Genomic DNA, 22,585 nt, shown 5'->3' with positions numbered 1-22,585 from the left:
TCTACTCTTGGCCGGTGATGTCCCTCCACCGCCGGCCCGTCCGTGTCCTGGCCATGCCCGTCGCCCTGGCCGTGTCCGCCCTGGCGGCATGCTCCCCGGGCGCTTCCGAGGCCCGGGTGGAACCGCCGCCCGCGCCGCCGGCCGACGTCGCGGGCTGGTGTGCGGCACTGCACAAGGAACTCCCGGAGACGGTGGCCGGCCTGGCGCGGACCCGGACCGAACCGGAGTCCGACCTGACCGCCTCGTGGGGCGGCTCGGCGATCGTACTGCGGTGCGGGATCGCCAAGCCCCCCAAGATGCTGGATCCGAAGCAGGAGGGCGTCCATGTGAACGGCGTGGCCTGGCTGCTGGAGAAGCTCGGCGACGACGGTTTCCGTTTCACCACCGGGCTGCGGCTGGCGTACACGGAGGTCCGGGTCGACAAGGAGCATGCCACGGACGCGGGCATGCTCGTCGGTCTGTCCACGGCGATCGCCGCGACCGTGCCCGAGGGCGTCTCCTCCTACTGAACTCCGGCACACCGCCGCCCGCCGGCCGCCCCTCCACGGGGCGGCCGGCGGGCGGCGGCTGTAGTGCCTGCTAGCGCAGCCCCGTGGAGCGGCGCAGGGCGGCCTGGATCAGGCGGTCCACCAGCTCCGGGTACGCGATACCGGACTTCTCCCACATCAGCGGATACATCGAGATCGGCGTGAAACCGGGCATCGTGTTGATCTCGTTGATGACGAAGTCGCCGTCCTCGGTGAGGAAGAAGTCGGCGCGCACGAGGCCCTCGCAGGACGCGGCCTCGAAGGCCTCGATCGCGAGCCGCTGCACCTCGGCGGTCTGCTCCGGGGTGAGCGGGGCGGGCACGATCCCGGAGGCGGAGTCGATGTACTTCGCCTCGAAGTCGTAGAAGTCGTGGCTGGACACCGGCGGGATCTCGGCGGGCACGCTCGCCCGCGGCCCGTCCTCGAACTCCAGGACGCCGCACTCGATCTCGCGGCCGCGCAGCAGCGCCTCGACGATGATCTTCGGGTCGTGGCGGCGGGCCTCCTTGACGGCGGCCTCCAGGCCGGAGGCGTCGTCGACCTTGGTGATGCCGATGGAGGAGCCGGCCCGGGCGGGCTTCACGAAGAGCGGCCAGCCGTGCTCGGCGGCGAAGTCCAGGATCCTGGCCGTGGCGGCGTCCCGGTCGGCGTCCCACTCACGGGGGCGGATGGTCACGTACGGGCCGACGCTCAGCCCGAAGGACGTGAACACCCGCTTCATGTAGTCCTTGTCCTGCCCGACGGCCGAGGCGAGGACGCCCGAGCCGACGTAGGGGATGCCGGAGAGCTCCAGGAGGCCCTGGAGGGTGCCGTCCTCGCCGTAGGGGCCGTGCAGCACGGGGAAGACGACGTCGACCTCGCCCAGGGCCTTCGGGACGGCGCCCGGCTCGGTGTAGACGACCTGGCGGCTGGCCGGGTCGACCGAGAGGACGACGGCGCCGTCCTCGGACTCGGCGAGCTCCTCGACGCTCGGAAGCCTGCGGTCTGCGATGGCCATCCGCGCGGGCTCGTCGGCGGTCAGCGCCCATCGGCCGTCCGTGGTGATGCCGATGGGCAGCACCTCGTACTTGGACCGGTCGATGGAGCGCAGGACGGCGCCCGCCGTGACGACCGAGATGGCGTGTTCCGAGCTGCGGCCGCCGAACACGACGGCCACGCGGGGCTTGCGGCCCTGCTGCTCAGGGGTCTGGGGGAGGTTCTCGCTGCTCATATCGGCATGAGAGTACCCGCTCAAGCGTCCGGAAAGGAGTTAGCGACGTTCCGGTTTGGCGCTGCGGCCCATCAGCTCCTTCAGGGCCACGAGGGTGGGCTTGCCGTGGTGGACGATGTCCACGACGGTCTCGGTGATCGGCATGTCCACTCCGTGGCGGCCCGCCAGATCGGCCACCGACTGGCAGGACTTGACTCCCTCGGCGGTCTGCTTGGTGACCGCGATGGTCTCCTCGAGGGTCATCCCGCGGCCGAGGTTGGTGCCGAAGGTGTGGTTCCGGGAGAGCGGCGAGGAGCAGGTGGCGACCAGGTCGCCGAGGCCCGCGAGGCCGGAGAAGGTGAGCGGGTCGGCGCCCATGGCCACGCCCAGGCGGGTCGCTTCGGCCAGCCCGCGGGTGATGAGCGAGCCCTTGGTGTTGTCGCCGAGGCCCATGCCGTCCGCGATGCCGACGGCGAGGCCGATGACGTTCTTGACGGCGCCGCCGAGCTCGCAGCCGATGACGTCGGTGCTCGTGTACGGGCGGAAGTACGCGGTGTGGCAGGCGGCCTGCAGGCGCCGGGCCACGGCCTCGTCCACGCAGGCGACGACGGAGGCGGCGGGCTGGCGGGCGGCGATCTCGGCGGCCAGGTTGGGGCCGGTGACGACGGCGATGCGCTCGGCGGGGACCTTGGCCACCTCCTCGATGACCTCGCTCATCCGCTTCGCGGTGCCGAGTTCGATGCCCTTCATCAGGGAGACGAGCACCGTGTCGGGGGCCAGCAGCGGGGCCCAGGCGGCGAGGTTGTCGCGCAGGGTCTGGGAGGGGACGGCCAGGACGGTGAAGTCGGCGCCGGCGGCAGCCCGGGCCGGGTCGCCCGTGGCCCGGATGTTCGCGGGGAGTTCGACGCCGGGGAAGTAGTCCGGGTTGGTCCGGCCGGTGTTGATGGCGTCGACGACCTCGGTGCGGCGGCCCCACAGGGTCACCTCGCAGCCGGCGTCGGCGAGCACGATGGCGAAGGCCGTGCCCCAGGAGCCTGTTCCGAAGACGGTCGCCTTCACGGGACGTGTCACTTCATGCCCTCCCCTGCGGCCTTGCGCCGCTGTTCCGCCCTGGCGTTGCGATGGTCGTACGGCTGCTCGGGCGCGATCTCCCCCCGCACCTCCTCCAGGAGGCCGGTGATGGCCGCCATGATGACCGCGGTGGCCTCCTTGAGGACGTCCGGGGTGGGCTCCCGGTCGTAGAAGGCCGAGAGGTCCACGGGCGGTCCGGCGAGGACCTGGAGGGTCTTGCGCGGGAACAGGCGGACCTTGTTCTCCTTGGCGTAGGGCGGCATCGCGAGGTTCGCGCCCCACTGGGCCACCGGAATGACGGGCGCCCTGGTGATCAGCGCGACCCGGGCGGCGCCGGTCTTGCCGGCCATCGGCCACATGTCGGGGTCGCGGGTGAGGGTGCCCTCGGGGTAAAAGGCGACGCATTCACCGCGCTCGATGGCATCGACGGCGGCCCGGAATGCGTCCAGGGCGTTGGTGCTCTCCCGGTAGACGGGGATCTGCCCGCTGCCGCGCAGGATCGACCCGACAATGGGGACCCTGAAGAGGGCGGCCTTGGCGAGCAACCGGGGCACCCGGCCGGTGTTGTACTGGAAGTGCGCGTAGGAGAGCGGGTCCAGGTACGAGTTGTGATTGACGGCGGTGATAAAGCCGCCCTCGGCCGGAATGTGCTCCATTCCCCGCCAGTCCCGCTTGAAGAGCACTACCAGCGGCGGTTTTGCGATGACCGCCGCCAGGCGGTACCAGAAGCCGATTCTGCGGCGGGACACTCGGACACCTTCCTCTAGGACCGGTGCGCGGCTGGGGCACCTCGTCGTCGGCCGGACAAGTGTCGCCCCGGGCCCGGTCTCTGTCGAGAACACCGTACGCCCCGCTCACGCCGCCGGGCTCCCGGGCTGCCCGGGCGGGGGCGACAATGGGCCGACACATGACCCGGCCCTGACCTGACCTCGGCCCGGGGAGGGGCCGGAGCGTACCGGAGGGAAGGGGTCCGTCACGAACGCCGTCTGGAGTCTGGTGGTCCCGCTGAAGCCTCTGTCGGTGGCCAAGAGCCGTCTCGCGGCAGCCGTGGGGGCCGCCCGTCCCGGGCTCGCCCTGGCCTTCGCGCAGGACACCGTCGCAGGGGCGCTGGCCTGCGCGGCGGTCGCGGATGTGGTGGTGGTCACGGACGATGCCGCGGCCGGTGCGGAACTGGCCAGGCTGGGGGCTCGGATCGTCCCGGACGCCCCGGCGGCCGGGCTCAACGCGGCGCTGTCCCACGGAGCGCGGGCGGCGCGGGAGCGGCGGCCCGGCGCCGCGGTGGCGGCGATGAACGCCGACCTGCCGGCGCTGCGGCCCCCCGAATTGCTACGCGTGCTCGAAAACGCCTCGGTATTTCCGCGGGCATTTCTGGCGGATGCGGCCGGAATCGGGACGACTCTGCTTTCCGCCGCACCGGACGTGGAATTGGCGCCTTCCTTCGGGGGTCCGTCGCGGGCCAGGCATTCCGCCTCGGGGGCCGTCGAAATCGCGCTGCCGGACGTCGACAGCGTGCGGCGGGACGTGGACACGGCTGCGGACCTGCGGACGGCTCTCGCCCTCGGTGTGGGGCGTCATACGGCCCGATACAGTGCGGGTATGCAGGCGACCGCGTACACGTACGACTCCCAGACCCGCAGCGGCAGCGTGCTGCTGGACGACGGCACCCCGGTGTCCTTCGAGGCCCCGGCGTTCGACGCGGGCGGCCTGCGGCTGCTGCGTCCCGGTCAGCGGGTCCGCATCGAGACGGACGGCAAGGGCGCGGACCTGCGGATCACCCTGATCACGCTCCAGACCTTCTGAACCGGTCCGCCGCGTTCGTCCGCGGGGCGTCCGGCTGCCCCGGAACGCACCGCGGGCCGGCTTCCCCGAGGGGGAAGCCGGCCCGGCGTGTGTGACTCGTGCCCCTACTTCTTGCGGGCGGTGGTCTTCTTCGCGGTGGCCTTGCGGGTCGCCGTCTTCTTGGCCGGCGCCTTCGTCGCTGCGGTGGCCTTCTTGGCCGCCGGGGCGGTCTTCTTCGCGGCGGCGGTGGTCTTCTTGGCCGCGGTCGTGGTCTTGGCGGTGCCGGCCTTCTTGGCGGCGGTCGTCGCCTTCTTCGCCGTGGCGGTGCTCTTCACCGCCGCCTTCTTGGCGGTCGCGGTGGTCTTCTTCGCCGCGGTCTTCTTTGCGACCGTGGTCTTTGCCGCCGCCTTCTTGGCGGTGGTGGCCTTCTTCGCGGCGGCCTTCTTGACCGTGGCGGAGGCACCTCCGGTGAGGCTGCCCTTCGGCGCCTTCTTCACCGAGACCTCGCCGCCCTTGGGCAGCTTCTTGGTGCCGCTGACCAGGTCCTTGAAGCCCTGGCCGGCGCGGAATCGGGGCACAGAGGTCTTCTTGACCCGGACGCGCTCACCCGTCTGCGGGTTGCGGGCGTAACGGGCCGGACGGTCGACCTTCTCGAACGAGCCGAAGCCCGTGACCGAGACCCGGTCTCCCGCGACGGTAGCGCGGACGATGGCGTCCAGTACCGCGTCGACAGCGTCCGCGGCCTGCTGGCGGCCGCCCAGCTTGTCGGCAATCGCTTCTACGAGCTGCGCCTTGTTCACGTCTTCCCCTTCGGAGACTTCGCCAGAACGAATGTGTTCAAGCTTATTTCGCACGTTAGGCGGATATATACCGCAAATCAAACACGAAACGGGCTAATCACCCTAGTGCCGCAACGCCGGAGGCGGTTACGGAGTTCCTTCGCATCAGTCGCCTTCAGGGAATCGACCCTCGTCGAGGTCCTTCATCAACCTGTCCAGGCGCCTTGCCGCATCGGCGAGATCGTGCTTCGCCGCGGCTGTGACGACCAACAGCTTCCGGGACAGCGCCATCCTTACGCCCTCCGGGACTTGCAGTGAGCGCACCCGTGTGTGTGCTTCTTTCAGCCGGTCCGCGACGAGTTCGTAGAGCTCGAGTTGACTGTCGCGTTCCATGCACAGATTGTGCCATCTGGGGCGAGTTGTCGCCTCACGGGGCCTCAACAAACGGCTGTGCCCCCCGCCGGAAGGCGGGGGGCACAGTGTTGTCGTCGTGATCACCCGGGGGTGAATAAGCGCTGATCAGGCAGGAATCAAGCCTGAATCGTGCGCGGCTTGAAGGCCGGGCGGGCGCTTTCGTAGGTGGCGATGTCCGCTTCGTTCTGAAGGGTGAGCGAGATGTCGTCCAGGCCTTCCAGCAGACGCCAGCGGGCGTTGTCGTCCAGTTCGAACTCGGCCACGACGCCTTCCGCGCGCACCTGGCGGTCGACCAGGTCGACCGTGATCTCGGCGGTGGGGTCGGCCTCGGTCAGCTCCCACAGCCGGTCGACGGTCTCCTGCGGGAGGACGACGGTCAGCAGGCCGTTCTTCAGCGAGTTCCCGCGGAAGATGTCGGCGAAGCGGGAGGAGATGACCGCCTTGAACCCGAAGTTCTGCAGGGCCCAGACGGCGTGCTCGCGCGAGGATCCGGTGCCGAAGTCGGGGCCGGCGACGAGCACGGTCGCGCCGGCGCGCTCCGGGCGGTTCGTGACGAACTCCGGGTCCTTGCGCCAGGCCTCGAAGAGCCCGTCCTCGAAGCCGTCGCGGGTGATCTTCTTGAGCCAGTGGGCCGGGATGATCTGGTCGGTGTCGACGTTGCTGCGGCGCAGCGGGACGGCCCGGCCGGTGTGGACGGTGAAGGCTTCCATGGTTCAGACTCCGGCGGTCGCGTCGGCGGCGGACAGGTCGGCGGGCGAGGCCAGATGGCCCAGCACCGCAGTGGCGGCGGCCACCTGCGGGGAGACCAGGTGGGTGCGCCCGCCCTTGCCCTGCCGGCCCTCGAAGTTGCGGTTGGAGGTGGACGCGGAGCGTTCACCGGGCGCCAGTTGGTCGGGGTTCATGCCGAGGCACATCGAACAGCCCGCGTGCCGCCACTCGGCCCCGGCCTCCTTGAAGACCTTGTCCAGGCCCTCTTCCACGGCCTGGAGGGCGACGCGGACCGAGCCCGGGACGACGAGCATGCGTACGCCGTCGGCGACTTTGCGGCCCTCGATGATCCCGGCGACGGCGCGCAGGTCCTCGATGCGGCCGTTGGTGCAGGAGCCTACGAAGACGGTGTCGACCTTGATGTCGCGCAGCGGCTGCCCGGCGGTCAACCCCATGTACTCCAGGGCCTTTTCGGCCGCGAGGCGCTCCGAAGCGTCCTCGTACGAAGCCGGGTCGGGGACGTCGGCCGACAGCGGCGCGCCCTGGCCCGGGTTGGTGCCCCAGGTGACGAACGGGGACAGCGCGGCGCCGTCGATGACGACCTCGGCGTCGAAGACCGCGTCCTCGTCGGTGCGCAGGGTCTTCCAGTAGGCGACGGCCGCGTCCCAGTCCTCGCCCACGGGGGCGTGGTCACGGCCCTGGAGGTAGTCGAACGTCGTCTGGTCGGGGGCGATCATGCCCGCCCGGGCGCCCGCCTCGATCGACATGTTGCAGATGGTCATGCGGGCTTCCATCGAGAGTCGCTCGACGGCCTCGCCGCGGTACTCCAGGATGTAGCCCTGGCCCCCGCCGGTACCGATCTTGGCGATGATCGCCAGGATCAGGTCCTTCGCGGTGACACCCTCGGCCAGCTCGCCGGTGACCGTGATCGCCATCGTCTTCGGGCGGGCCAGCGGCAGGGTCTGGGTGGCCAGCACGTGCTCGACCTGGCTGGTGCCGATGCCGAAGGCCAGCGCGCCGAAGGCGCCGTGCGTGGAGGTGTGCGAGTCACCGCAGACGACGGTGGTGCCGGGCTGGGTCAGGCCCAGCTGCGGTCCCACGACGTGGACGACGCCCTGCTCGACGTCGCCCAGCGAGTGCAGGCGTACGCCGAACTCGGCGCAGTTCGCCCGCAGCGTCTCCAGCTGGGCGCGGGAGACCGGGTCCGCGATCGGCTTGTCGATGTCGAGGGTGGGGGTGTTGTGGTCCTCGGTCGCGATGGTGAGGTCGAGGCGTCGGACCTTGCGGCCGGCCTGGCGCAGGCCTTCGAAGGCCTGCGGGCTGGTCACCTCGTGCAGCAGGTGCAGATCGATGAAGAGGAGGTCGGGCTCGCCTTCGGCGCGCCGGACGACATGGTCGTCCCAGACCTTCTCCGCGAGTGTCCTACCCATCGCTTTCCCTCCGGCCGGCGGGTTGTGCCGGCGCTTCATAGAGATCTGTGCCGCCGGCCGCCCGTACCCCACGTCCCGGACGACGGCGCTCGGACCCAGTGGTTCGTGGACCCGCACATACAGACTCGCTGGTTCTTGGAAAAATTGAACTTGCGTTTCACAGTGTGAGACGCGAATATCGTTTCATGGACAACTCTAGCGGCGTCGGCGTTCTCGACAAGGCAGCTCTGGTATTGAGCGCTCTGGAGTCCGGTCCGGCCACCCTCGCCGGGCTGGTCGCGGCGACAGGGCTCGCACGACCCACGGCACATCGCCTTGCCGTGGCACTGGAACACCACCGGATGGTGGCGAGGGACATGCAGGGCCGGTTCATCCTCGGTCCGCGGCTGGCGGAGCTCGCCGCCGCGGCCGGCGAGGACCGCCTGCTGGCCACGGCGGGACCGGTACTCACCCACCTCCGTGACGTGACGGGCGAGAGCGCGCAGCTCTACCGCCGTCAGGGAGACATGCGCATCTGCGTGGCGGCGGCGGAGCGGCTGTCCGGCCTTCGGGACACCGTCCCGGTGGGCTCGACCCTGCCGATGAAGGCCGGCTCGGCCGCACAGATCCTGATGGCCTGGGAGGAGCCCGAGCGGCTCCACCGCGGCCTCCAGGGCGCGCGCTTCACGGCGACGGCACTCTCGGGCGTACGGCGCCGCGGCTGGGCTCAGTCGATCGGCGAGCGGGAGCCCGGCGTGGCGTCCGTGTCGGCACCGGTGCGCGGGCCGTCGAACCGCGTGGTGGCCTCCGTGTCGGTCTCCGGGCCGATCGAGCGGCTGACCCGCCACCCGGGCCGGATGCACGCCCAGGCCGTCATCGACGCGGCCGCCCGGCTCACGGAGGCGCTGCGCCGCTCCGGCTGACGCCCCGATCTTCCATCCCGTTCACCCCCGGGCCCGGGGGCGCGTTCGACGCCGCACACGTCCGAACACGCGCCTTCGGGCCCGCACTTGTCCCCGCGGCCGGGGCCGGGACACAGCGAAGAGGCCCTCCGCGATGAACGCGGAGGGCCTCTTCCGTGCGTACCCCCGACCGGATTCGAACCGGCGCTACCGCCTTGAGAGGGCGGCGTGCTAGGCCGCTACACAACGGGGGCTTGCTTGTACTGCGCTGGGCTACCAGGACTCGAACCTAGAACAAAGGAACCAGAAACCTTCGTGTTGCCAATTACACCATAGCCCAATGTGGTCTATACCAGACCAGTACCCCCGACCGGATTCGAACCGGCGCTACCGCCTTGAGAGGGCGGCGTGCTAGGCCGCTACACAACGGGGGCCCTAGCGATCCTGCATCAAGACGTCCGGGAGCTACCCAAAAGGAGATCTTGCGGGAAGGATCTGTACCCCCGACCGGATTCGAACCGGCGCTACCGCCTTGAGAGGGCGGCGTGCTAGGCCGCTACACAACGGGGGCAAAGCACTGCGTCACTACTGCACTGCGCTGGGGTACCAGGACTCGAACCTAGAATAAGGGAACCAGAAACCCTCGTGTTGCCAATTACACTATACCCCACCGAAAGTCAACCCCTGGGGGATTTTTCTTTCGAGTGGCGCCTCCGTCCGGCCTTTCGGCCCGCTCCGGCGGCGCAGAAAGAACATTACCGGATGCCTGACCGTGCTCCAAAACGGGTATCCCGCGCCAGCAGCTCCGGCAGCCGGTCGAGGCCTTCGATCCGGTGCGCCCCCTCGGGCCCGGGCCCCCGGCCGCCGTCCCGGTCGATCCAGACGGCCAGCAGCCCCGCGTCGCGGGCCCCGCGCGCGTCGATCTCCGGCTGGTCCCCCACGTACGCCACTTCCCCGGGCTGCAGTCCGAGCGCCTCGCACGCGGCGAGGAACGCCTCCGCCTGGGGTTTGCTGACCCCGAGCTCGACGGCGCAGACCAGCACCTCGAAGCGTTCGCGCAGGCCGAGGTGGCGCAGTTTGGGGTCCTGGTTGGACGTGGAGGAGTTGGAGAGCACCCCGTGCCGGTAGTCGGCCGCAAGGGCGTCGAGCGCCGGCACGACGTCCGGGAAGACGGTCCAGGCGGCCTTGTAGTGCTCGACGTAACTGTCGAACCAGGCGTCGGCCTCCGCCGCGGTCATGCCGGGCTCCTCGAGGAACTCCCGGACCCGCTCCTGGCGCTGCCCCTGGAAGGTCCCCACGCCCGCGGCGAAGTTGGCCCAGTGGCGGTCGGTGATCTCCCGCCAGCGCGCGAGCGCCTGCGCGGGGGTCCCGTACCGCTCGGCCAGCCGGACGGCCTCCAGCTGCGCCGCGAGACCGGCCGCGTCGGCCCCCGTGTAGTCGAAGAGGGTGTCGTCGATGTCCCACAGCACGGCGCGGATCGGCATGGGCCCGAGCCTACGCCGCGGGCCCGTGCGAGGTGGGCACGATGAGGAAGTCCGTCACGGAAACAGCCGACCCGGCCCTCGGCGTCCCTCCCGGTCCGGGCCGGGGGCAGGCGGTTCCCGCGTCCACGCCCGTGCCCGTGAGGACCCGTGCGGGCGGCGCCCTGCGGGGCGCCGGGCCGGAGCAGGCCGGCGATGGCCGCCTCGGCGCGATGGGCGGCCGGGGTCCACGGTCACGGCGAACGGCTCCGCCTCGCCCGACCCGAGGGGGACGAACGGGTACCAGGCGGCCGTCCGGCATGTGGGCGGGGTGACGCCCCTGAGGGCGACCGGGGCGGGCGGCTGCGTCATCCCGCCCTCGTGGGCGAAGGCGGAACCCGGCGTGAAGGGTCAGGCGCAGTCGGGCGGCGTCATGGGCGCGGCGGATCCTCCGCGGTGCGGGGGAAGGCGGGTGATCGCTGCGGCCGCAGCCTGGACGGTGCCGCCGGCAACGCCGCAGGGGGCGGCGGCCCGGAGTTCGGGCGCCGCCCCCTGCGGGACGTACGGGGTACTGCCCCGGGTCAGCCGGCCAGCTTGGCCAGCGCCGCGTCGATGCGGGCCAGCGAGCGCTCCTTGCCCAGGATCTCCAGGGACTCGAAGAGCGGCAGACCGACCGTGCGGCCGGTGACGGCCACGCGGACGGGGGCCTGGGCCTTGCCGAGCTTGAGGCCGTGGGCCTCGCCGGCGGTCAGGACGGCCTGCTTGAGGGACTCGGGGTCCGACCAGTCGGCGTCGGCCAGCTTCTCGCGGGCGGTGGTCAGCAGGGCCGCCGGCTCGCCCTTCATCGCCTTGTCCCAGGAGGCCTGGTCCTCGACGGGCTCCTTGCGGAACAGGAAGTCGACGTTGGCGGTGATCTCCGACAGGACGCCCACACGCGTCTGGGCGTACGGCGCGATGCGCTCCCAGGCCTCGGCGTCGAAGTCCTCCGGCGCCCAGTTGGCGTGCGGGGCCTGCAGCCAGGGGGCGCAGCGGTCCGCGAAGACCTTCGGGTCGAGCAGGCGGATGTGGTCGCCGTTGATCGACTCGGCCTTCTTCAGGTCGAAGCGCGCCGGGTTGGCGTTGACGCCGTCGATGTCGAACTTCTGGACCATCTCCTCGATCGAGAAGACGTCCTGGTCCTTGGAGAAGGACCAGCCGAGGAGCGAGAGGTAGTTCAGCAGGCCCTCGGGGAGGAAGCCGCGCTCGCGGTAGAGGTTGAGCGAGGCCTCGGGGTCGCGCTTGGAGAGCTTCTTGTTGCCCTCGCCCATCACGTACGGCAGGTGGCCGAAGGCGGGGGTGCCCTTGGCGACGCCCAGCTCGATCAGCGCCCTGTACAGGGCGATCTGGCGCGGGGTCGACGAGAGGAGGTCCTCGCCGCGCAGGACGTGCGTGATCTCCATCAGCGCGTCGTCCACCGGGTTGACCAGGGTGTAGAGCGGGGCGCCGTTGGCCCGGACGATGCCGAAGTCCGGCACGTTGTCCGGAGTGAAGGTCAGCTCGCCGCGCACCAGGTCGGTGAAGGTGATGGGCTCGTCGGGCATCCGGAAGCGGACGATCGCGGGACGGTGCTCGCCCTGGTACGCCTCGATCTGCACGGTGGTGAGCTCACGGCAGTGGCCGTCGTAGCCGGAGGGCTTGCCGGCCGCGCGGGCGGCGGCGCGGCGCGCGTCGAGCTCCTCGGTGCTGCAGTAGCAGTGGTAGGCGTAGCCGCCGTCCAGCAGCTTCCGTGCGACGTCCTTGTAGATGTCCATGCGCTCGGACTGGCGGTACGGGGCGTGCGGGCCGCCGACCTCGGGGCCCTCGTCCCAGGTGAAGCCCAGCCACCGCAGCGAGTCGAGCAGCTGGTCGTAGGACTCCTCGGAGTCGCGGGCCGCGTCGGTGTCCTCGATGCGGAAGACGAACGTACCGCCGTGGTGGCGCGCGAACGCCCAGTTGAAGAGGGCGGTGCGGACCAGGCCCACGTGGGGGTTGCCGGTCGGGGAGGGACAGAAACGTACGCGGACTGGTCCGTTAACCACGCTTGATCACCTTGTTGGTGAGAGTGCCGATGCCTTCGATGGTGACGGCGACCTCGTCGCCGACGTTGAGGGGGCCGACTCCGGCCGGGGTCCCCGTGAGGATGACGTCGCCGGGGAGCAGCGTCATGGCCTCGGTGATGTGGACGACCAGGTCCTCGATGGAGCGGACCATGTCACTGGTGCGGCCCAGCTGGCGCTGCCGGCCGTTGACCGTGCACTGGATGGTCAGGTCGCGCGGGTCGAGGTCGGTCTCGATCCAGGGGCCGAGGGGGCAGGAGCTGTCGAAGCCCTTGGCCCGCGCCCACTGCTTCTCCCGCTGCTGGACGTCGCGCGCGGTGACGTCGTTGGCGCAGGTGTAGCCGAGGATGACGTCCTTGACGCGCTCCCTGGGGACCTCTCGGCACATGCGGCCGATGACCACGGCGAGCTCCGCCTCGTGGTGGAGGTCCTGGGAGAAGGAGGGGTAGGTGATCGGGTCACCCGGGCCGACCACCGAGGTGGACGGCTTGAAGAAGGTGATGGGGGTGTCCGGGACCTCGTTGCCGAGCTCCGCCGCGTGCTCCGCGTAGTTGCGGCCGATGGCCACGACCTTGTTCGGGAGCACGGGCGGCAGGAGCCGGACCTTGCTCAGCGGGACCTTGGTGCCCGAGAGCTCGAAGTCCGCGAACGGGATGCCCTTGATGATGTCGAGCACGAGCGACGCTTCGTTGCCGGGGGCGGCGTCGCCCTCGACCGCGCCGAACGCGACATTGCCGTCGATCGAGAACCTGGCGATGCGCACGTGTTGCGTCTGCCCCTCTTGTGTTTCCGCTGGCTGGAGTCTGCGTCCCCAGGCTAACGCGGCGGGCAGCGGCGCTTCACGTTCCGTGCGGGGCGGCTTACTGCGCGGCGGCGGCGACCGGCGCGTCCATGAGGACCGTGCGCCGGGGGTTGGCGGTCTGCGTCGGCAGCTCGACGGCGTGCTCCGGGGTGGCCGGGGCCGCCTGCAGCTCCTCGGCGTCCTTGAGGTGCGCGAGGGTGGTGCGGCGGGGGTTGGCTATGTTGCGGAACATCGTCGTCGTCTTCATCGGAGTTCGGGGCCCTCGGTTCGGTCTGTGGATGGCGGCCGGCGCACGCACCAGCCCTTGCGCCAACCCTTTAAGGGGCAAGGCTAAACATCTGAATCCCCCGCCGAACCGGGAAGTAATGGCCACGGCTATGTGAGTTTGCTCACCCGTGAGCGGACATTACTTCCATAACGGACAGTCAACGAGACCCGCCGAAACGGACATTGCGCCACTGAATGCGCCATTCCGCTCCTGATCATCGCGACTGGGACACCTTGCCAGCCATGTCGTTTGGATGGCGTAAGTCCGATTTCAACCCAATGCGGTCGCACATGGCGTAGCGCTTCTGTCACAAGCCGTGACCGACTTTCCTGGGGAACCCGCGCACCTTGTTGGAGATCCGCCACTGTGCTGGAATTCGCGGGACCGCCGCGGGACTCAGTCCGGCGCGCAGGTGGCGCGACACAGCGCCGAGCGGCGGACGGAAAGGGAGACGCGCCGGTCACCGACGACCACCATGGGGCCGAAAGTGCCCCACGACTCGACACCGTTCCGCCGGTCGCCCGGCGGGACGCCTGGTCCAGAGGTTGCGACGCTAGTGCAGGGACGATTCAAGAGGGATGGCAGCGCTGCGGCGGAGCAGGAGCCGCGCGGCGGGACCGACCGTGGCTCCTCGCCCCAGCACGCCCAGAACCGCGGGCCGGCTGTCGAGGGCGCAGGCCCCGACGCCTCCGCCGCGGTGAGGGCCAAGGGCCGCGTGAAGTCCGTGAAGGCCAGGTCCAAGGACAAGGACAAGGCCGGGTCGACCGAGCAGGACGCGGCGATACCGAAGGCCCCCAGTGGGCCCGGCTCTCGCCTCGCCATGCAGAACTGGCGCATCAGCACGCGACTCGTGTCGCTGCTGACCCTGCCGGTCGTCGCCGCCACCACGCTCGGTGGCTTCCGCATCAACGACTCGCTCAACGACATCGCGCAGCTCGAGCACATGCAGCTGCTGACGACGATGACGCGACAGGCCACCAACCTGGCCGCCATGCTCCAGGAGGAGCGCGACCTCTCCGCGGGTCCGCTCACGCTGTCGCAGGGCAGGAGCAACAGCAGTGTCGACGGCGCCCGCGCGCAGACCGACACCGCCGCCAAGGCCTTCGCCGCCGCGACCGACAAGGTCGACAGCACGGGCGAGAAGGACGACACCCTCAAGTCGATCCGCAACAACGTGCTGCAGATCGGCCGTCAGCTCACGAACATCGAGACGATCCGCAGCAAGGCGTACGTCAACGGCGCCCAGCAGACCGTCAGCGAGTACAACGCGATGATCGTCTCGCTGCTCTCGCTCTCCCAGGACATGGCGCAGGCCACCTCCAACCCGGAGATGATCAAGCGTACGCGTGCTCTGGCCGCGTTCTCCGCCGCCAAGGAGTACGCCTCCATCCAGCGCGCGATCATCGCCGCCTCGCTGCCCGAGACCTCGGACAAGCAGGGCAAGCTGCAGGAGAACGACCGTCTCTACGCCCTCTCCGCCCAGAAGGGCGAGCAGCAGGCGAAGACGACCTTCGAGCTCGTCTACCAGGGCCGCACCGAGGAACTCCTCGCGGGTCTGGGCGACAGCAACTCCGAGATCTCCAGCGCCGACCACTACGCACGCCGCGTGCTGGCCAGCCAGGACGCCTTCCTTCGCGAGAAGAACCGGTCCTGGCTGGACTGGTACGACGCGGACGGCACCAAGCTCCAGGCGATGAAGGTCATCGAGCTGACCCTGCTCGAGGAGATGGAGCAGAAGGCCCGCGAGCTGAAGAACGAGGCCCAGCAGGACGCCATCATCAACGGTGCGCTGATCCTCCTCGTCCTCGGTGTCTCCCTCGTCGGCGCCTTCGTCATGGCCCGCTCGATGATCCGCTCGCTGCGCCGCCTGCAGGACACCGCGACGCGCGTCGCCCAGGACCGTCTGCCCGAGCTCGTCAAGCAGCTCTCCGAGTCCGACCCGCAGGACGTGGACACGTCCGTGGAGTCGGTCGGCGTGCACACCCGGGACGAGATCGGCCAGGTGGCCGCGGCGTTCGACGACGTGCACCGCGAGGCCGTCCGCCTCGCCGCCGAGCAGGCCCTTCTGCGAGGCAACGTCAACGCGATGTTCACCAACCTCTCGCGCCGCTCGCAGGGCCTCATCCAGCGTCAGCTCTCGCTCATCTCCGAGCTGGAGTCGCGCGAGGCCGATCCGGACCAGCTGTCCTCCCTCTTCAAGCTCGACCACCTCGCGACCCGCATGCGCCGTAACGGCGAGAACCTCCTCGTCCTCGCGGGCGAGGAGCCGGGCCGCCGGTGGACCCGCCCCGTCCCGCTCGTCGACGTGCTCCGCGCCGCCGCGTCCGAGGTGGAGCAGTACGAGCGCGTCGAGCTGGCCTCGGTGCCCGGTACCGACGTCGCCGGCCGCGTCGTCAACGACCTCGTGCACGTGCTCGCCGAGCTCCTGGAGAACGCCACCTCGTTCTCCTCCCCGCAGACCAAGGTCAAGGTCACCGGTCACGCGCTGCCCGACGGCCGTGTGCTCGTCGAGATCCACGACACCGGTATCGGTCTCTCTCCGGAGGACCTCGCCGCGATCAACGAGCGACTCGCGTCGCCGCCCACCGTGGACGTCTCCGTCTCCCGGCGCATGGGTCTGTTCGTGGTCGGCCGCCTGTCCCTGCGACACGGCATCCGCATCCAGCTGCGCCCCTCCGACTCGGGTGGTACGACGGCCCTCGTCATGCTCCCGGTGGACGTCGCCCAGGGCGGCAAGAAGCCGGGCCCGACGCCGGGTCAGGGCGGTCCGGGCGGTGCCCAGGGCGGCCCCGGTGCCCAGGCCTCCGTGCCCGGTCCGGGCGGACGCCCCACCGTGGGCGCGGCCCCGCAGCGCGGCCAGGTCGGCGGTGGCCAGCGCACGGCCCTGCCGGGTCGCGACGGCGGTGCCGGTCAGCAGCGTCCACAGGGCGGCCGGCCCCCGCAGCAGGGCGGTCCCGGTTCTCCCGGCGCCCGTCCGCAGCAGGGGCAGACCACCGCGGGACAGGGCCAGGGTGCCTTCGGCGCCGGCAGCCCCCTGCCGGCGCGCGGTCCGGTCCCCAGTGTCGGCTTCGGCAGCGGCTCCGGGGCCCGTCCGGCTTCCACCGGTGCCTCCGGCTTCCAGCAGGGCAACGGCTTCGAGCGTCCGCAGCCGCAGCAGCCCCAGGCCCAGCCCCAGCAGGCTCAGCAGCAGCCGACCGGTCCCGCGGCTCCGGCCCAGGGCGGGCAGCGGCCGCAGCTGCCGCCGCGCGGCGGCGCCGGTGCCCGTCCGGAGCTGCCCAGCCCGCAGACCACCAGCTGGGGCTCCGACCAGGCCCGCGGCCACGACGAGCTCTCGGGCCCCGGCTCGACGGCCGAGTTCGCGCGCCCGGACTTCAACGCGCCGATGCCCCAGGGCGACGGCGCCGGCAGCACCACCGGCCAGTTCGAACGTCCGGACGTACGGGGCCCCATCGACCCGTCCAGCACCGGCCAGTTCGAGCGCCCGGGCTACCAGCCGCAGCGGCCGGGCGGCCCCGGTGTCGGCGGGTTCGCCCGCCAGCCGCAGGCCCCGCAGCAGCACATGCAGCCGCAGGCTCCGCAGCAGGGCGGCGAGTACGCACCCGTACCGCCCGCGCGGCCGGAGGCTCCGCGGCTTCCGCAGGCCCACCGGCCCGAGGCGCTGCCGCCGGCCCAGAGCTCCGGTGACGCCCGCAGCCCGATCTTCGACACGCTGGAGTCGAACTGGTTCCGCGAGGAGGGGCAGCAGCCCCCCGCGCAGGTCCCGGCCGTACCCCAGCAGCCGCAGCAGTCCGCTCCGTCGGCCCCGCAGCAGCACCAGCTGCCGCAGCGCGGCCAGGAGCACGCGGCCGAGCCCGCCCAGGCGACGACCGGCAGCATGCCGACCGTCAGCTGGAAGTCCTCGCCGAACGACGAGCTGATGCGCCAGGCCGAGCGCGTGCGCCAGCCCGCCGCCGGCGGCATCACGACGTCGGGGCTGCCCCGCCGGGTCCCGCGGGCGAACCTCGTGGCCGGCACCGCGCAGCAGCAGTCCGACGCACAGGCGGGTCCGCAGGTCTCGCGGGCGCCGGACGACGTCCGCGGCCGTCTGACCAACCTCCGACGCGGTATCCAGCAGGGCCGTCAGGCTGGCAACAACAGCCAGACGACCGGCAGTTACCACATCGACCCCACTTACCAGCAGGAGCGATAGTTGAGTTCGATGAGCCAGGCGGCACAGAACCTGAACTGGTTGATCACCAACTTCGTGGACAACACCCCCGGGGTGTCGCACACGGTGGTGGTCTCCGCCGACGGCCTTCTTCTGGCGATGTCCGACGGATTTCCGCGCGACCGCGCCGATCAGCTGGCGGCCGTGGCCTCCGGACTGACCTCGCTGACCGCCGGTGCCTCCCGCATCTTCGAGGGCGGCGCCGTCAACCAGACCGTGGTCGAGATGGACCGGGGATTCCTGTTCCTCATGTCCGTCTCCGACGGATCCTCGCTGGCCGTCCTGGCGCACCCGGAGTGCGACATCGGCCTCGTGGGCTACGAGATGGCTCTTCTGGTGGATCGCGCGGGCAGTGTCCTCACCCCGGACCTGCGCGCCGAACTGCAGGGAAGCCTGCTCGGCTGACTTCCCCTCTCCCGGCCGGACGGTACTACCGGCCGGGAGACCGGGGCCCCCGCCCCGGAATCCAGTACCACCGCCAGGCCGTCATACCGTTCCCCCCACCGGCCGCCCCGTCAGACGGCACGCTGACCACTGCTGTCCAGCCCGGAGGATCCATGACCCCGCCCCCCGCCTACCCCGATGCGTACGGAGATTCGTACTCGGAAGGCGATCAGCCGCTGGTGCGTCCCTATGCGATGACCGGCGGCCGGACCCGGCCCCGCTACCAGCTCGCCATCGAGGCGCTGGTCAGCACCACCGCCGATCCGATGCACCTGTCCGGCCTGCTCCCGGAGCACCAGCGCATCTGCACCCTGTGCCGCGAGGTCAAGTCGGTCGCCGAGGTCTCCGCGCTGCTGTCCATGCCGCTCGGTGTGGCACGCATCCTCGTCGCCGACCTGGCCGAGGCCGGCATGGTGGCCATCCACCAGCCGGGCAATGGAGAGGCCGGCGGCACGCCGGATGTAACGCTGCTCGAAAGGGTGCTCAGTGGCCTTCGGAACATCTAGCGGAGCGGCTCCCCGCTCCACCACCTCCGCGAAGATCGTGGTGGCGGGCGGCTTCGGCGTGGGCAAGACCACGTTCGTCGGAGCCGTGTCCGAGATCAACCCGCTGCGCACCGAAGCCGTCATGACCAGCGCCTCCGCCGGTATTGACGACCTCACGCACACCGGTGACAAGACGACCACCACGGTCGCGATGGACTTCGGCCGCATCACGCTCGACCAGGACCTGATCCTGTACCTCTTCGGTACGCCGGGCCAGGACCGCTTCTGGTTCATGTGGGACGACCTGGTCCGCGGCGCGATCGGTGCGATCGTGCTCGTCGACACGCGCCGTCTCGCCGACTGCTTCCCCGCGGTCGACTACTTCGAGAACAGCGGCCTGCCCTTCGTCGTGGCGCTCAACGGCTTCGAGGGACACCAGCCGTACACGCCGGAGGAGGTGCGCGAGGCGCTGCAGATCGGCCCCGGCGCCCCCATCATCACCACGGACGCCCGCCACCGCGCGGACGCCAAGAGCGCGCTCATCACGCTCGTCGAGCACGCCCTCATGGCGCGGCTCAAGTAGCGGGGCGGCTTCAACTGCCGTACGGGAGGGGCGGGCTGTGTCGTATGACACGGCCCGCCCCTGTCGTTCATAACGTTTCGACAGAGAATTGAAGCGATATGGCAACGGGATGCGTTCGGCCGGTGCCGCTGCGCTCACAACCACACCGGCTTTTGCCGCAGGACGCTCTTTATGTCCGGTTTATGTGAGGCATAAGTCTCCAGGACCCACGGATTTCAACTGTTTGGAACAGGGCCGTCAACCGTGCTGGAATTCAACGAACTAGCTAGTAGCACCGCCGAGAGGTTGTTGGTCGAGTGAGGCGAAGCAACGCAAGCCCCGCGGATGAACCCGCGCGCGGCAACTTCACCCCGCCGCCGCGAGCGGCCACGTCGCCCGCCGACGTGCCCGTGGAACCGCCTGTGAAGAGCGGGAGCACCAGCAGGTTCTCTCCCCGCAACTGGCGCGTGCCGACCCGTCTGAACGCCATCCTGCTCGTGCCGGCCCTCGTGGGTCTGGTCATGGGCGGGTTCCAGGTGAAGGGCTCCGTCGACACGTGGAACGAGGCCAAGGACGCCGAGCAGATAGCCCGGGTCGTCCAGGCCGCCTCGGAATACAGCCAGGCACTGCTCAACGAGCGTGACCTGACCGCCGAGCCGCTCCTGAACGGCCTGACCAAGGACGACAAGGTCACCAAGGCCTACGCGGCCACCACCGCGGCCAAGGAGAAGTTCGACAAGGCCGTCCAGGACCTGCCCGAGAACCAGGGCATGGAGCGGCGTCTGGAGCTCTTCCGCGCGGAGGAGCCCAAACTGACGGACGTCCGCCAGACGGCTTACCAGGCCGGGATCGAGAGCCCCAAGAAGAACCCGCCCACTTCGTTCGGCCCCATCCCGACCGAAGAGGGCTACGTAACCGTCCAGCACTACCTCATGCAGTTCGCCAACGAGCTCGGTCTCGGCACCGGCAACGTGACCTCGTACGGCCGCATGGTCTACGCGATCCAGCTCGCCAAGGCGGCGAACTCGCTCCAGCGCTCCGTCGGCACGCACCTGCTCGTACGCCCGAGCAACGACGAGAACACCCGCAAGGCCCAGCTCGTCGCCTTCTCGTCCTACGCCTACCTCGAGGAAATCGCCATCGGCGAGTACGTCGCGGCAGGTACCGAGGAGGACGTCAACCGTCTGAAGACGGTCATGGCGAAGAAGTCCGAAGAGGGCGCCGCCAAGCTCGCCGAGGCCAAGGCCGCCGCCGAACAGGCCGGCACCCCCTTCAAGAGCCCGCCCGTCTCGCCGATCAACAAGTCGATCCTGACCGGCATGACCGAGGCCATCGCCAGCGGCGAGCCCAAGAAGAAGGTCATCGACGGCGGCACCACGCCGGCGGCGTGGCAGTTCGCCGCCACGTCCAAGTTCGACGGCTACGACGAGGTCGAGAAGGAACTCCTCGAGAAGGCCGTCAACGACGCCGTCGCGGTCTCCGACGACGCCCGCACCGACGCCATCACCAACGGCGCCATCGTGGTCGTGGCCCTGCTCGCCGCCTTCATCCTGGCCGGCATGATGGCCCGCCAGATGGGCCGTGCGATGGGCCGCCTGCGCACCGCCGCCTTCGACATCGCCGAGCAGCGCCTGCCGTCGCTCGTCGACCAGCTCTCGCGCACCGACCCGGGCAAGGTCGACACCCGTGTCCACCCGATCCCGATCGACTCCCAGGACGAGATCGGCGAGGTCGCCCGCGCCTTCGACCAGGTCCACCGGGAAGCGGTCCGGCTCGCCGCCGAGCAGGCGCTCCTGCGAGGGAACGTCAACGCGATCTTCACGAACCTGTCGATGCGCAACCAGTCGCTGATCGAGGGCCAGCTGACCCTCATCACCGACCTGGAGAACAACGAGGCCGACCCGGACCAGCTGGAGAACCTCTTCCGCCTGGACCACCTGGCCACCCGTATGCGCCGCAACGGCGAGAACCTCCTCATCCTCGCGGGTGAGGAGCCGGGCCGCCGCTGGGACCAGCCGGTGCCCCTCGTGGACGTGCTGCGCGCCGCCTCCTCCGAGGTGGAGCAGTACGAGCGCATCGAGCTCTCCGGTGTCTCCGAGGCCGAGATCCACGGCCAGGCCGTGACCGACCTCGTGCACCTACTCGCCGAGCTGCTGGAGAACGCCACCACGTTCTCCTCCCCGCAGACCAAGGTCCGCGTCAACGCCACGCGTCTGCCCGACGGCCGCGTGATGGTCGAGATCCACGACAAGGGCATCGGCCTCACCGCCGAGGACTTCGCGGACATCAACCACAAGCTCGCCAACCCGCCGACCGTGGACGCCGCGATCTCGCAGCGCATGGGTCTGTTCGTGGTCGGCCGGCTGGCGGACCGCCACAACATCCGCGTCCAGCTGCGCCCCTCGGGCGAGGCGGCGGGCACCACCTCGCTGATCATGCTTCCCGACGCCATCACGCACGGTGGCGGTGGCGAGGGCATCCCGGACGACGACTTCACGGTCTCGCAGATCATTCCGGAGCAGAAGGCCCAGCAGGCCGCCCCGATGCGCACGGCCGCGGAGCTCGGCTTCGACGACTCGCGCTACGAGCAGGGCGGCGACGGGCGCGGCATCGACCCCGTCGGGCGTTCGCTCGGCCGCGAGGAGCGCCGTGCCGCGCTGGAGGCCCAGGTCGGCTTCCCGCAGGAGCAGCAGGGCTACGCCGACCAGGGCGGCCAGGACTATCCGGAACCTCAGCCTGAGCACGGCTACCAGCCGTACCAGGGCTACGAGCAGCAGTCCGAGCAGGGTTACGAACCCGCGTACGACGGACAGGGCACGCAGCAGGGGTACGAGGCGTACCCGCAGCAGGACTACGCCTATACGGAAGACGGCTACCCGGACCAGCAGTCGAGCACTCAGAGCTACGACGGAGGCTACGAAGCCCAGTCGGGGCAGGCCGAGTGGCCCGAACAGAACACGTATCCGGCTGCCTACCAGCAGGATTACGGGACTGAATCGGAATCGCAGGCCGTCCCCGAACCGGCCGCGGAGCGCGTAGGCTTCGACCGTCCGGGCGCCGCTGCCGACACCGGTCACGAAATGACCGGAGCGGGCCTGCCGCGACGCGGCAGCCAGCAGCAGTGGCAGTCGGCACAGCAGGAAGCGGAGTCCTCCGGGTCCCTCTTCGAGCAGCGGCCGCAGCGTCAGCGGCAGGCCGCGGCGCCGGAGCAGGACCAGGACGGTGGCACGGCGTGGCGCTCGGGCAACGACGAGCGCTGGCAGCAGGCCGCCAAACTCCGTGAGCCGAAGGCGGGCGGGGTCACCCCGTCCGGTCTCCCTCGGCGCGTGCCCAAGGCCAACCTGGTCGAGGGCGCAGCGGAGACGACCCCGCAGGGCGGCCCCCAGGTCTCCCGCGCTCCGGAGGACGTCCGCGGCAGGTTGAGCAACCTGCGGCGAGGTGTCCAGCAGGGACGCAGCGCGGGTACTGAGCAGTCAAGTAACAGCTATGACCAGGAGCGTTAGT

At 70.4% G+C, this 22,585-nt stretch carries 18 protein-coding genes, 5 tRNA genes and 1 pseudogene; 8 read left to right on the top strand and 16 right to left on the bottom strand.

The features are described from left to right. Window positions 1–17: 17 nt before the first annotated feature. Window positions 18–509, top strand: a complete 492-nt coding sequence (locus ACZ6JS_RS03055) for a DUF3515 family protein (RefSeq protein ID WP_469295556.1) — start codon at window positions 18–20, stop codon at window positions 507–509. A 70-nt stretch (window positions 510–579) separates the two neighbouring features. Here the strand turns inward: ACZ6JS_RS03055 and ACZ6JS_RS03050 are convergent, their stop codons facing one another. The 3 genes from ACZ6JS_RS03050 to ACZ6JS_RS03040 are packed head-to-tail and all read right to left on the bottom strand — an operon-like array spanning window position 580 to window position 3,536. Beyond that, entirely contained in the window at window positions 580–1,737 is a 1,158-nt protein-coding gene (locus ACZ6JS_RS03050) for a D-alanine--D-alanine ligase family protein (protein ID WP_469295346.1), read from the bottom strand. A 39-nt stretch (window positions 1,738–1,776) separates the two neighbouring features. Beyond that, on the bottom strand, window positions 1,777–2,787 hold the full coding sequence (locus ACZ6JS_RS03045; RefSeq protein ID WP_469295345.1) for an NAD(P)H-dependent glycerol-3-phosphate dehydrogenase: 1,011 nt from the start codon (window positions 2,785–2,787) through the stop codon (window positions 1,777–1,779). Beyond that, window positions 2,784–3,536, bottom strand: a complete 753-nt coding sequence (locus ACZ6JS_RS03040; protein ID WP_469295344.1) for a lysophospholipid acyltransferase family protein — start codon at window positions 3,534–3,536, stop codon at window positions 2,784–2,786. The genes ACZ6JS_RS03045 and ACZ6JS_RS03040 overlap by 4 nt, the downstream gene beginning before the upstream one ends. Before the next feature lie 244 nt (window positions 3,537–3,780). On the opposite strand from ACZ6JS_RS03040, the pseudogene cofC reads away from it, so the two are divergent. Then, window positions 3,781–4,383: pseudogene (cofC, locus tag ACZ6JS_RS03035) on the top strand (2-phospho-L-lactate guanylyltransferase); the annotation flags it as partial. Window positions 4,384–4,691: 308 nt separating this feature from the next. On the opposite strand, the gene ACZ6JS_RS03030 reads toward cofC, so the two are convergent. From ACZ6JS_RS03030 to leuC, 4 genes are all read right to left on the bottom strand, one after another. Continuing rightward, window positions 4,692–5,366 carry an HU family DNA-binding protein gene (locus tag ACZ6JS_RS03030; RefSeq protein WP_469295343.1) on the bottom strand — a complete coding sequence of 225 codons (675 nt, stop codon included), beginning with the start codon at window positions 5,364–5,366 and terminating at the stop codon, window positions 4,692–4,694. 144 nt (window positions 5,367–5,510) lie between these two features. After that, on the bottom strand, window positions 5,511–5,738 hold the full coding sequence (locus ACZ6JS_RS03025) for an SCO5555 family protein (RefSeq protein WP_030009267.1): 228 nt from the start codon (window positions 5,736–5,738) through the stop codon (window positions 5,511–5,513). Window positions 5,739–5,875: 137 nt separating this feature from the next. Next, on the bottom strand, window positions 5,876–6,469 hold the full coding sequence (gene leuD / locus ACZ6JS_RS03020) for a 3-isopropylmalate dehydratase small subunit (protein ID WP_030847006.1): 594 nt from the start codon (window positions 6,467–6,469) through the stop codon (window positions 5,876–5,878). A gap of 3 nt (window positions 6,470–6,472) precedes the next feature. Further along, complete coding sequence (gene leuC, locus ACZ6JS_RS03015; protein WP_469295342.1) at window positions 6,473–7,897, bottom strand: 3-isopropylmalate dehydratase large subunit; 1,425 nt, start codon at window positions 7,895–7,897, stop codon at window positions 6,473–6,475. Window positions 7,898–8,082: 185 nt separating this feature from the next. On the opposite strand from leuC, the gene ndgR reads away from it, so the two are divergent. After that, window positions 8,083–8,799, top strand: a complete 717-nt coding sequence (gene ndgR / locus ACZ6JS_RS03010) for an IclR family transcriptional regulator NdgR (protein WP_007266782.1) — start codon at window positions 8,083–8,085, stop codon at window positions 8,797–8,799. A gap of 160 nt (window positions 8,800–8,959) precedes the next feature. Here ndgR and ACZ6JS_RS03005 read toward each other — a convergent pair. The 9 genes from ACZ6JS_RS03005 to ACZ6JS_RS02965 form a co-directional block, all read right to left on the bottom strand. Next, window positions 8,960–9,032 (bottom strand) — tRNA-Glu (locus tag ACZ6JS_RS03005). Window positions 9,033–9,046: 14 nt separating this feature from the next. Then, window positions 9,047–9,118: transfer RNA gene (locus ACZ6JS_RS03000), tRNA-Gln, on the bottom strand. Window positions 9,119–9,139: 21 nt separating this feature from the next. Then, a tRNA-Glu gene (locus tag ACZ6JS_RS02995) sits at window positions 9,140–9,212 on the bottom strand. A gap of 64 nt (window positions 9,213–9,276) precedes the next feature. Further along, window positions 9,277–9,349, bottom strand: a tRNA-Glu gene (locus ACZ6JS_RS02990). Between the two features lie 27 nt (window positions 9,350–9,376). Further along, window positions 9,377–9,448, bottom strand: a tRNA-Gln gene (locus ACZ6JS_RS02985). Window positions 9,449–9,533: 85 nt separating this feature from the next. Beyond that, entirely contained in the window at window positions 9,534–10,262 is a 729-nt protein-coding gene (locus tag ACZ6JS_RS02980) for an HAD family hydrolase (protein ID WP_469295341.1), read from the bottom strand. A 557-nt stretch (window positions 10,263–10,819) separates the two neighbouring features. Beyond that, window positions 10,820–12,295 carry a glutamate--tRNA ligase gene (gene gltX / locus ACZ6JS_RS02975; protein WP_469295339.1) on the bottom strand — a complete coding sequence of 492 codons (1,476 nt, stop codon included), beginning with the start codon at window positions 12,293–12,295 and terminating at the stop codon, window positions 10,820–10,822. Next, entirely contained in the window at window positions 12,288–13,076 is a 789-nt protein-coding gene (locus ACZ6JS_RS02970) for a fumarylacetoacetate hydrolase family protein (protein WP_469295338.1), read from the bottom strand. The genes gltX and ACZ6JS_RS02970 overlap by 8 nt, the downstream gene beginning before the upstream one ends. Window positions 13,077–13,173: 97 nt before the next feature. After that, window positions 13,174–13,362, bottom strand: coding sequence for a hypothetical protein (locus tag ACZ6JS_RS02965; RefSeq protein WP_030029864.1), 189 nt, complete (start codon window positions 13,360–13,362; stop codon window positions 13,174–13,176). A gap of 577 nt (window positions 13,363–13,939) precedes the next feature. On the opposite strand from ACZ6JS_RS02965, the gene ACZ6JS_RS02960 reads away from it, so the two are divergent. The 5 genes from ACZ6JS_RS02960 to ACZ6JS_RS02940 all read left to right on the top strand — a co-directional run bounded on the left by ACZ6JS_RS02960 (window position 13,940) and on the right by ACZ6JS_RS02940 (window position 22,584). Beyond that, window positions 13,940–17,572 (top strand): sensor histidine kinase, encoded by a 3,633-nt coding sequence (locus ACZ6JS_RS02960; protein ID WP_469295337.1) that lies wholly within the window; start codon window positions 13,940–13,942, stop codon window positions 17,570–17,572. A gap of 9 nt (window positions 17,573–17,581) precedes the next feature. Continuing rightward, entirely contained in the window at window positions 17,582–17,995 is a 414-nt protein-coding gene (locus ACZ6JS_RS02955) for a roadblock/LC7 domain-containing protein (protein WP_030846990.1), read from the top strand. Between the two features lie 152 nt (window positions 17,996–18,147). Then, window positions 18,148–18,540 (top strand): DUF742 domain-containing protein, encoded by a 393-nt coding sequence (locus tag ACZ6JS_RS02950; protein ID WP_030037344.1) that lies wholly within the window; start codon window positions 18,148–18,150, stop codon window positions 18,538–18,540. Further along, window positions 18,521–19,102, top strand: a complete 582-nt coding sequence (locus tag ACZ6JS_RS02945; RefSeq protein ID WP_046776286.1) for a GTP-binding protein — start codon at window positions 18,521–18,523, stop codon at window positions 19,100–19,102. Before ACZ6JS_RS02950 ends, ACZ6JS_RS02945 begins: the two co-directional genes overlap by 20 nt. 296 nt (window positions 19,103–19,398) lie before the next feature. Then, window positions 19,399–22,584 carry a sensor histidine kinase gene (locus ACZ6JS_RS02940; protein WP_469295336.1) on the top strand — a complete coding sequence of 1,062 codons (3,186 nt, stop codon included), beginning with the start codon at window positions 19,399–19,401 and terminating at the stop codon, window positions 22,582–22,584. Window position 22,585: the final 1 nt, after the last annotated feature.

The sequence above is a fragment of the Streptomyces sp. NPDC046349 genome (assembly GCF_055587885.1).
The sequence above is the reverse complement of the archived record's forward strand: the minus strand, read 5'-3'. Positions and strand labels throughout refer to the sequence as shown.